Raw genomic sequence first — 10,058 nt, 5'->3', positions numbered from 1 at the left:
AGGCAGATAGACGGGATAATTATGATGTCAGTCAAGCTTTCCTCCGAGCATAAGAAACTTATAGACGAGCTTAGGATCCCCGTAGTCGTTATAGGACAGAAGCAGGAAGGCCTTTGCTGTATTACCCACGACGATTTCAGGGCAGCGTATGATATGACGGAAATGCTTATAAATAAGGGGAAACGAAATATAGCAATGATAAACATTTCACTTGACGATGATTCGGTAAGAAAAGACAGGCTCAACGGATATATCAAAGCGCTTGACCGTCACGGGATCGCTTTTACCTCACAGCTTACCGCATTCGGAGATTTCAGCGTTAGCGCAGGTCATGAGTGTATGAAGGAAATATGGGAAAAGTCGGATACAAAGCCGGATGCGGTATTCTGCGTATCGGATAAGATAGCCTTCGGCGCTATACAGTTTCTTAAGGAGTCGGGTATCAATTGCCCGGATCAATGCGCTGTAGCAGGTATCGGAAACAACAGTATTTCAGAATATTCGGTGCCTTCTATTACGACCGCTGAATACTATCACAGGGAGATTGGAAGAAAAGCGGCGGAGATACTTTTCAGATCTGTTGAAGCTGGAAGCGCTCCGCAAGGAATACATTATATTGATTACAAAATTATTGAAAGGGGGAGTACCTGATGAAAACGGTAGCCTCAATAGGAGAGGTACTTATAGATTTTATTCCGCTTCAGAAGGGTGCGGCGCTTAAAGATGTAGTTCAGTTTGAACGGGCTGCAGGAGGAGCGCCTGCCAATGTCGCCGCTGCGGTGGCGAAGCTGGGCGGAAGGAGCGTTATGATCTCAAAACTTGGCAATGACGCATTCGGCGATTACCTTACGGAAACGCTTTCGTCCTATGGAGTCGGTACGCAGTATCTTTTTCGTCATAATGAATATAAGACAGCGCTCGCTTTCGTATCGCTCTCAGAGGACGGGAACAGGGATTTCAGCTTTTACAGAGCTCCCAGCGCCGATCTTTATCTTGACGAAAACGATATTGACGGAATAGATTTTTCAGGCTTCGGAATACTTCATTTCGGCTCTGTAGATTTGGTGGATTTCCCTGTAAAAAAAGCGCATATAAGAGCCATCGGGAAGGCTAAGGAAAACGGAGCGGTAATAAGCTTTGATCCGAATATCAGGCTTCCGCTGTGGAACAGTACTGAGGAATGCCGTAAAGCGGTAAGGGAGTTTATTCCTTATGCTGATATAGTAAAAATATCGGACAACGAGCTGGAGTTCGTTACCGGAAAAACCAAGGTTTCAGAGGGTATTGAGTATTTGTTTTCAAAGGGAGTAAAGCTTGCGGCTTACACAAAGGGCGGCAGCGGAGCAGAGCTGTACAGCCGCACCGCTTATGCCTGTGTTCCGGCAGCAGAGGTTAAAGCGGCGGATACTACGGGAGCGGGGGATTCGTTTACAGGGGCAATGCTATACAGGCTTTCAAAGCTTGATATAACGCCTTGTGAGCTGGAGAAGCTTGACCGCAAAAGTCTTGAGGATATAGCCGAGTTTTCCTGTATGTATGCGGGATATACCGCCTGCGGAAAGGGCGGAGCAACGGCAATGGCGACAGCGGAGCAGTTTAGGGCATTTCTGGCTTCAATGTCTGATAAATAAAAGAAAGGTGAACTATATGACTGATTATTCGGCTGAAGAACGAAGGCTGAGAAAGCTCGCCAGGACGGCAATTGAAAAAAGTCCGTATCGTCAGGGCTATCATCTTATGCCGCCTGCCGGTTTTCTGAACGATCCCAACGGTCTTTGCGAGCTTAACGGAGTTTATCATGTATATTACCAGTACGCTCCGGAGGGAGAGGGCAAAAGCAAGATGTGGGGTCATTATTCGACTGAGGACTTTGTTGCCTGGCGCAGTCTTCCGCCCGTGCTGTTCCCCGACAGCAACCGTGACGCAAACGGCGTATACTCAGGATCGGCGTATGTTGAAAACGGTATAATGAATGTATTTTACACAGGGAATGTCCGTTTTGACGGAGATGGCGACAGGGAAAGGTTTTTCAGGGAGCATAATACGATATACACAAGCTCGGCTGACGGAAAGCATTTCAGCGATAAGATACTGCTGATGACAAACAGCAGCTATCCTCAGGATATGACAGCTCATGTGCGTGATCCTAAAGTCTGGAAAAAGGACGGAAGGTACTATATGCTCCTGGGGGCAAGGGATATTATGGACAGAGGACTGGTATTGCTGTACTGTTCGGATAATATGAAGGAATGGCAGCTTATAAAGCGTATTTCAAAGAACGATACCGGTTATATGTGGGAATGTCCCTCCTATTACGAAAGCGGAGCGTATAAGATATTGTCGTTCTGTCCTCAGGGAATGAAAAGCCGGGGAATTGAATACTCAAATTATCATCTCAGCGGTTACTGCTTTGCTGATAACAGCCTTGAGAGTAATGAGCCGTGCGTACTTTCTGATTTCAGGGAATACGACAGAGGCTTCGACTTTTATGCGCCTCAGGATTTTATGGATTCAAAGGGCAGGCGTATCCAATTCGGATGGATGGGAGTTCCCGACCCCACTTATCTAGGCTGGAGAAACCCCGAAAGGGAGTACGGCTGGATCAACTGCCTGACTGTCCCGGTAGTTCTGGGTACTGCTGAGGACGAGGGAGGAATACGTGTAACCAGAACGCCGGTCGAAGAGATGACCAAGCTCAGACTTGACGGACAAAGCTGGGAAATCTCAAGGTTTGAGGGAATAACTGCCGATACTCTTCAGTTTGAGCTTGTACTTGAATTTCAGGATAAAAATACTCCGTTCTGCCTTAATATCAGACGTGATTCAGCACTAAGCTACGACGGAAAAATAATGACGCTTTCTCTAGGCAGGAGCGGCCGCGGACGGAAAATAAGGAGCGCGCGGATATACAGCGCTAAAGAGGTCAGAATATTCAGCGATTCAAGCTCTCTCGAAATATTCGCCGACGGTGAAAGCTTTACCACAAGGGTATACGGAAGCGATCCGGCGGCTCCGATAGCTCTTTCGGCAGAGGGAGCCGGAAGAATAACGTTTTATAAGTTAAAGTCATATAAAATTATTGAGGAGGAATAATCATGTTCGGTAAAAGATCAAACGGCGGAAAATTAAAGGCTCCGTTCAGCGGAAAGGCGGTAGCTCTGACCGAGGTCCCGGATCCGGTATTCTCGGGACTGATCCTCGGAAACGGAGCGGCGGTAATTCCCGAAGGCGATACTGCGGTAAGCCCCTGCGACGGAAAGATAATCAACATAGCGGATACTCTTCACGCATACGGGATTGAAACAAAGGACGGCTTTGAGGTTCTTGTTCATATCGGTCTTAATACGGTAGAGCTTAACGGCGAGGGCTTTGAATGCCTTGTAAAAGAAGGGCAGAAGGTAAAGGCGGGAGATCCTCTTTGCAGAGCGGATCTTGAGCTTATAAGATCAAAGGGCTATGAAACATATACGCCTGTGGTTATTACCAATTCCGACGATGCAGCCGAGATAAAAAGTATTTCCGGTGATTGTACGGCGGGAGAAACTGTGATCGCTGAATATAAATAAGGTTCATTAAAACATATTTGAATGGCGCAGAGAACGTGCGGGAAAGTCGTGCGAACTCTGCGCCTTTGATTTTTGTTACAAAAATCGACTGTGAAAATTATGCAAAATACATTATTTTTGCTTTATAGCTTGTAAAAATTGTTCTTTTTTATTGATTTTCCGACTTGGATATGCTATGATATATTTAGATTTACCGAAGGAGGGGCTTATATGAGAAGGGCAAAGGGTTCAGGCGGAAGACTGCTGTGTTTTTTAATAAATATGCTTTTTAATCTTGACTGGCTTATCCCTTCAGTCATATTTCTTGTTCTGCATTTTTGGCTGGGGCTTTCAATATGGTTTTTCTGGGTGTGCTTTGCACTGTGGCTGCTGATAATAGCCGTGATGACTTTTATTATCGGCTGGGCGGCTGACGCAGGGAACGAACCCGAGGTCAAAAAGGAAAATAAGAATCCGTATTCGGCAAATAAAAATCCTTATTCCAAAAAGAACGGTATGTAACGTTAAAAGGGCCGTCAGGTCTTTCAATAAAAACTGATTTTTGAAGGGAGAAAATAAAAATGGGTCTAATCAAAGCTGCGATCGGTGCCGCTGGAGGCACATTGGCTGATCAGTGGAAGGAATTTTTCTATTGCGAGGCTATAGGAAAGGACGTTCTTGTAACAAAGGGTGTAAAAAGAGTAACGGGACGTTCTTCAAATACAAAGGGTAACGACAATATTATTTCAAACGGAAGCGGTATCGCCGTTGCCGACGGTCAGTGCATGATAATCGTAGAGCAGGGAAAGGTAGTAGAGGTATGCGCCGAGCCGGGTGAATACACCTTTGATACTTCGACCGAGCCGAGCATTTTCGCCGGAAGTCTGGGTCAGGGAATTAAAAATACTTTTAAGACATTCGGAAAGCGTTTTGCCTACGGCGGCGATACAGGTAAGGATCAGCGTGTCTATTATTTCAATACAAAGGAGATCATTGATAATAAGTTCGGTACGCCGACTCCTATTCCGTTCAGGGTCGTAGACAGCAAGATAGGCCTTGACGTAGATATTTCGGTGCGCTGCAACGGAATTTACACATATAAGATAGCCGATCCTCTGCTTTTCTATACAAATGTATGCGGAAATGTTCAGAGTGAATATGAAAAGTCTGAGATCGCCGAAACTCTGAAGGCTGAGCTGCTTACATATCTTGCTCCTGCGTTTGCAAAAATTTCAGAGCTTGAGGTAAGACCGAACCAGATACCATCTAAAAATATCGAGATACGCGACGAGCTTAAAAAGGAGCTTACTCATGACTGGGCAGAGGTGCGGGGTCTTGAGATAGTAAGCGTTTCATTTAATTCTATCAGCATACCCAAAGAAGACGAGCAGATGATCAAGGAGGCGCAGAGAATCGCTATAATGCGTGATCCTACTATGGCTGCCGCTACGCTCGTAGGTGCACAGTCAGATGCTATGAAGGCTGCTGCTTCAAATAAAAACGGCGCTATGATGGGCTTTATGGGCATGGGAATGGCTCAGCAGGCGGGAGGAATGAACGCTCAGAATCTGTTTGCAATGGGTCAGCAGCAGGCGGCACAGCAGCCTGTACAGACAGCTGCACCTGCTGCGGCTTCTGACAGCTGGAAATGCTCCTGCGGTGCGGAAGCGACTGGAAAATTCTGTCCGGAGTGCGGTTCAAAGAAGCCGGAGCCTGTGCAGGCAAACGGCTGGAAATGCTCCTGCGGCGCTGTAAATAAGGGCAGGTTCTGTCAGGAGTGCGGAAAGCCAAAGCCGGCAGGAGAGCCTTTGTATCAGTGCGACAAATGCGGCTGGAAGCCTGAAGACCCGAAAAATCCGCCTAAATTCTGTCCTGAATGCGGAGATCCGTTTGACGATAACGATATTAAGTAATATATATCAAAAAATAAAAATTATATGAGGTGATACTATTGTCCACATTGCTGGAATATAAATGTCCGTGCTGCGGTGGCGCTATAGAGTTCAATACTACTGTTCAGAAAATGAAATGCCCATACTGCGATACGGAATTTGATATGGATACGCTGAGATCCTACGATGAGGAGCTTAAAGCCGCTAAGCCTGAGGATATGGAATGGAAGGAAGAAGCGGGAGGACAGTGGCAGGAGGGCGAGCAGGAGGGAATGCTCGTTTATATGTGCGAGTCCTGCGGAGGCGAGATAGTCGGAGATAAGACTACCGCAGCGACAAGCTGTCCCTACTGCGGAAATCCTGTTGTTATGAAAGGACAGTTTTCGGGAGATCTGCGCCCTGACTATGTAATTCCGTTCAAGCTTGACAAAAAGGCCGCAAAAGAGGCTCTGAGCAGGCATTTTCATGGTAAGCGCCTGCTTCCTAAGGCTTTTAAGGATGAAAACCATATAGACGAGGTAAAAGGCGTTTATGTGCCGTTCTGGCTGTTCAACGCCCAGGCCGACGCCGACGTTTCATATAATGCCACAAAGGTTAGACGCTGGAGCGACAGCAGATATAATTATAAGGAAACAAGTCATTATTTCGTTACCCGTGAGGGTGATATCGGATTTGAAAGAGTACCTGTAGACGGATCGTCTAAAATGGACGATACTCTTATGGAGTCCATAGAGCCGTTCGATTTTAAAGACGCGGTAGATTTTCAGACCGCTTATCTTGCAGGGTATCTTGCGGATAAGTACGACGTTACCGCAGATCAGAGCAAGGACAGGGCAAATCAGCGTATAAAGAGAAGCACTGAGGACGCCTTCAGAAATACTGTTAAGGGCTATACTACCGTAATTACCGCCAATTCAAATATACGTCTGACCGAAAATTCGGTAAAGTACGCACTTTATCCTGTATGGGTTCTTACGACCTCTTGGAAGGACGGCAACTATATATTTGCAATGAACGGACAGACGGGAAAAATGGTTGGAAATCTTCCTCTCGACAAGGGTGCGTTCGCACGTTGGTTTATCGGAGTTTTTGCGGCGGTATCCGCAGCAGCTTCGTTATTCGGCCTGCTGTTTATGTAAGGGGGGAAGCGTATGAAAAAAATTGCTGCAATAATAACGGCGCTGTCAGCCTGTGTGATATGCGCATTTACTGTATCTGCGGAGAACGGTGATAAAGTAGTTGATAACGCAGATCTGCTTACCGATTCTCAGGAGCAGGAGCTGGAGGACAGACTTGAAGAGCTGGTAGATAAATACGGCTGCGACGCAGTTATAGTAACAACTGATACGATAGACGGAAAAACTCCTATGGCGTACGCCGACGACTATTTCGACTACAACGGCTACGGAATCGGTTCAGGACACGACGGAGTATTGTTTCTTCTGAGTATGGAGGACCGCGACTGGTGGATATCTACCTGCGGAGAGGGAATTGATATTTTTACCGACTGGGGCATAAAGTTCATAGGCGAACAGATGCTGCCGGATCTGAAAAACGGTAATTATTACGAGGCGTTCAGCAAGTTCACGGAGCTGTCCGATGATTTTATGAATGAGGCTCAGAACGGAAAGCCTTACGATATACACAATAAATATAAAACCTTCGGAGATAAGCTCAGGATAGTATTAATATCTATGGGTATTGGTATCGTTGCGTCGCTTATCGTTACTTTCAGTCTGAAAGGACAGCTGAAATCTGTCAAGCCTAATAATCAGGCAAAGGATTATATCCGTTCGGGAAGCCTTAAAATTACCGAAAGCAAAGATGTATTTCTGTATAAGAACGTAGACAGAACGGTAAGAGAAACCTCAGGCGGTTCTTCTTCAGGCGGAGGCGGCGGAAGCAGTACGCATACCAGTTCGTCAGGCTCTACCCACGGCGGCGGAGGCGGAAAATTCTGATCTCGTAAAAGCGGAATGTGCAGTCACGTTCCGCTTTTTAATATATGTAAAAATGTGAGCTGAAATTATGTTGCTTTTATTTTAAATTGTGATATAATAACTATATATTATACTGTACAAGTACATTGTACAAGTACGGTTTGCCTGTGTGCTAAAGATATTATTCGGAACGGAGAATTTTAATGAGATATATAAAAGCGTTTTTCAATAAGGTATTTATTACGGCTTTGCTTATATTGATACAGGCGGGCTGGTTCGTTCTGTTTTTTATGAAGCTTACGGCATATTCACATTGGACAAGAGCTTTTTTTGCGCTGCTCAGCTTTATTATTGCTATCCGTATTATCGGTAAGGATCAAAATTCCGACTATAAGATCTCATGGATAGTTCTTATCACAATACTTCCTTTATTCGGAGGACTTCTGTACCTTTGTTTCGGAAATAAAAAGCCGTCGAAGAAGATGAGGGCCAAGCTGGACAAGACACATAACGAGTATCTTCCGCAGTATGTTCAGAACGCAGAAGTATTATCTGAGATCGAAGAAGATGATCTGCGTATGGGAGAGATATGCAGCTATCTTAATAAATACAGCGGCTTTCCTGTGTACGGAAATACTCAGACAAAGTATTACTGCACCGGCGAGGAAATGTTCAAGGATATGCTTTCCGAGCTGAAAGGCGCCGAACATTTCATATTTCTTGAGTACTTTATAATTGATGACGGAATTATGTGGGGTCAGACTCTTGAGATTCTTAAAGAAAAGGTAAAGCAGGGTGTAGATGTACGTCTTATGTACGATGACTTCGGTTCGCTTTTTCTTCTGCCTAAGGATTTTACTCAGCAGATGGAAGCGCTGGGCATAAAATGCATGGCGTTCAATCCTCTTGTGCCTTTTATTTCAGCTGTAATGAATAACCGGGATCACAGAAAAATATTGGTTATTGACGGACACACCGGATTTACGGGCGGCATAAACCTTTCAGATGAATATATAAACGAAATTCATCCCTACGGTTACTGGAAGGATACCGGAATTATGCTTAAAGGCGACGCCGTATGGAGCTTTACGCTTATGTTCCTTGAAATGTGGAACAGCTTCAGGCATGAGGATATATGCTTTGATGATTACAGGCCGCACAGATGGCATAAAGGGACGTTTCGATCAGACGGTTATGTTCAGCCGTTCAGCGATACTCCTCTTGACGACGAAAATGTAGGGGAGAATATTTATATAGGGATTCTTAATCAGGCAAAGGACTATGTTTATATCTATACTCCATATCTTATTCCGGATAATGAAATGAAAACCGCAATGTGCCTTGCGGCAAAGCGGGGCGTTGACGTACGGCTGGTCACGCCCAGAGTAGCCGATAAGAAAATGGTTCACAGACTTACCAGATCATATTACAGGCCTTTGCTGAAAGCCGGAGTTCGCATATATGAGTTTTCTCCCGGATTTATTCATGCTAAGAGCTATGTCTGCGACGATATTGCGGGTGTTGTCGGAACTATAAATATGGATTTCCGCAGCCTTTACCTGCACTTTGAATGTGCGGCGTTCTTCTATAAGTCGTCTTCCGTGATGCAGCTCAAGGAGGATTGCCTGAGGACTATTGAACGCAGCACAGAGGTATCAGAGGATATTTGCTCTAAGGGCTTTTTTCCGACGCTGCTCGATTCGGTGCTGAGGCTTATAGCCCCTCTGCTGTAATGCCGTGACTTAAAATATTGAAAAGGAATAATACAAATGAACGCTATAAATTACAACAGTACCGGGGAATATGAAGCGTATATAGATTCCTCGGTTGGTATAGATATACAGTGTTATATGAATCAGATGCAGATGTATAACGCCGGGATAAAGGAAATACGCACAAAGCTGGAGGTACTTGATGAGGAGTTCCAGACCAAGTATTCGTATAATCCTATTCACCATATCGAGTCGCGTTTAAAATCCTTTAAAAGCATAATTGCTAAGGTAAAGGAAAAGGGGCTTTCGGTCACGATCGAGAATATACGAGAAAATATAACCGATATTGCAGGAATAAGAGTAATATGCAATTACCTGGACGATATTTACAGGGTCGAAGAGATGCTGCTCAAACAGAACGACGTGACTCTTTTAAGAAGAAGGGATTATATCAAGAAGCCAAAGGCGTCCGGATATCAGAGCCTTCATCTTCTGGTAGAAATACCTGTCTTTCTTTCAACGGGAGGAGTTCCCGTGCCTGTAGAGATACAGATAAGGACTATAGCAATGGACTTCTGGGCAAGCCTTGAGCATAAGCTGAAATACAAGGCGGACAACGAGGTTGCCGAGGACCTTAGGTACAGGCTTAAAATATGCGCCGCTGCAATTCAGGAGCTTGATAATGAAATGCAGGATATTAACAACTGTATTCAGGACAGGCAGAAATCATCGGCAGGCCGTAAGGGATAAATTTTTGAATTTTGAGAATCTGTCGGATAATGGTTTTAAGTTTATTTCACGAATATAACATACTAAAAATGATAAGTTTATGCATAATGTCGAATTTTATATAATCTATTGACAATTGTTTTAGCAATAGTGTATAATTAAATACAGTGATTTTTCTGCGTTCAGCGTTTATTTCCGGATAATATTATATCTGCGGGGACTTATATAATTTATTCGGGT

The 10,058-nt window shown here is 44.7% G+C and carries 10 protein-coding genes; all 10 read left to right on the top strand.

Annotated elements, in window-relative coordinates:
• On the top strand, positions 1 to 651 hold a 651-nt coding region (locus ACYQ0H_RS10965), incomplete at its 5' end, for a trehalose repressor (protein WP_459812879.1).
• Positions 651 to 1,631, top strand: coding sequence for a carbohydrate kinase family protein (locus ACYQ0H_RS10960; protein ID WP_459812878.1), 981 nt, complete (start codon positions 651 to 653; stop codon positions 1,629 to 1,631). The genes ACYQ0H_RS10965 and ACYQ0H_RS10960, both read left to right, overlap by 1 nt.
• A gap of 16 nt (positions 1,632 to 1,647) precedes the next feature.
• Complete coding sequence (locus ACYQ0H_RS10955; RefSeq protein WP_459812877.1) at positions 1,648 to 3,093, top strand: glycoside hydrolase family 32 protein; 1,446 nt, start codon at positions 1,648 to 1,650, stop codon at positions 3,091 to 3,093.
• A gap of 2 nt (positions 3,094 to 3,095) precedes the next feature.
• Complete coding sequence (locus ACYQ0H_RS10950) at positions 3,096 to 3,566, top strand: PTS sugar transporter subunit IIA (RefSeq protein WP_459812876.1); 471 nt, start codon at positions 3,096 to 3,098, stop codon at positions 3,564 to 3,566.
• A 210-nt stretch (positions 3,567 to 3,776) separates the two neighbouring features.
• Entirely contained in the window at positions 3,777 to 4,067 is a 291-nt protein-coding gene (locus ACYQ0H_RS10945; RefSeq protein WP_459812875.1) for a hypothetical protein, read from the top strand.
• Positions 4,068 to 4,126: 59 nt separating this feature from the next.
• Complete coding sequence (locus ACYQ0H_RS10940; protein ID WP_459812874.1) at positions 4,127 to 5,458, top strand: SPFH domain-containing protein; 1,332 nt, start codon at positions 4,127 to 4,129, stop codon at positions 5,456 to 5,458.
• 38 nt (positions 5,459 to 5,496) lie between these two features.
• Positions 5,497 to 6,576: a TFIIB-type zinc ribbon-containing protein gene (locus tag ACYQ0H_RS10935; protein ID WP_459812873.1), complete on the top strand. Its 1,080-nt coding sequence runs from the start codon at positions 5,497 to 5,499 to the stop codon at positions 6,574 to 6,576.
• 12 nt (positions 6,577 to 6,588) lie between these two features.
• Positions 6,589 to 7,398 carry a TPM domain-containing protein gene (locus ACYQ0H_RS10930; RefSeq protein WP_459812872.1) on the top strand — a complete coding sequence of 270 codons (810 nt, stop codon included), beginning with the start codon at positions 6,589 to 6,591 and terminating at the stop codon, positions 7,396 to 7,398.
• A 182-nt stretch (positions 7,399 to 7,580) separates the two neighbouring features.
• Positions 7,581 to 9,110: a cardiolipin synthase gene (gene cls / locus ACYQ0H_RS10925; protein WP_459812871.1), complete on the top strand. Its 1,530-nt coding sequence runs from the start codon at positions 7,581 to 7,583 to the stop codon at positions 9,108 to 9,110.
• A 36-nt stretch (positions 9,111 to 9,146) separates the two neighbouring features.
• Positions 9,147 to 9,839, top strand: a complete 693-nt coding sequence (locus tag ACYQ0H_RS10920; protein WP_459812870.1) for a GTP pyrophosphokinase — start codon at positions 9,147 to 9,149, stop codon at positions 9,837 to 9,839.
• The last annotated feature ends 219 nt before the right edge of the window (positions 9,840 to 10,058 follow it).

This window comes from Hominimerdicola intestinalis, assembly GCF_054655215.1.
This window is presented reverse-complemented; position numbering and strand designations above follow the sequence as displayed.

What these genes read in the sequence shown, in the direction of transcription:
- ACYQ0H_RS10940 (WP_459812874.1), top strand. Translation starts at nt 4,127, where the DNA reads ATGGGTCTAATCAAAGCTGCGATCGGTGCCGCTGGAGGCACATTGGCT.
- ACYQ0H_RS10920 (WP_459812870.1), top strand. Translation starts at nt 9,147, where the DNA reads ATGAACGCTATAAATTACAACAGTACCGGGGAATATGAAGCGTATATA.
- ACYQ0H_RS10960 (WP_459812878.1), top strand. Translation starts at nt 651, where the DNA reads ATGAAAACGGTAGCCTCAATAGGAGAGGTACTTATAGATTTTATTCCG.
- ACYQ0H_RS10945 (WP_459812875.1), top strand. Translation starts at nt 3,777, where the DNA reads ATGAGAAGGGCAAAGGGTTCAGGCGGAAGACTGCTGTGTTTTTTAATA.
- ACYQ0H_RS10950 (WP_459812876.1), top strand. Translation starts at nt 3,096, where the DNA reads ATGTTCGGTAAAAGATCAAACGGCGGAAAATTAAAGGCTCCGTTCAGC.
- ACYQ0H_RS10930 (WP_459812872.1), top strand. Translation starts at nt 6,589, where the DNA reads ATGAAAAAAATTGCTGCAATAATAACGGCGCTGTCAGCCTGTGTGATA.
- cls (WP_459812871.1), top strand. Translation starts at nt 7,581, where the DNA reads ATGAGATATATAAAAGCGTTTTTCAATAAGGTATTTATTACGGCTTTG.
- ACYQ0H_RS10955 (WP_459812877.1), top strand. Translation starts at nt 1,648, where the DNA reads ATGACTGATTATTCGGCTGAAGAACGAAGGCTGAGAAAGCTCGCCAGG.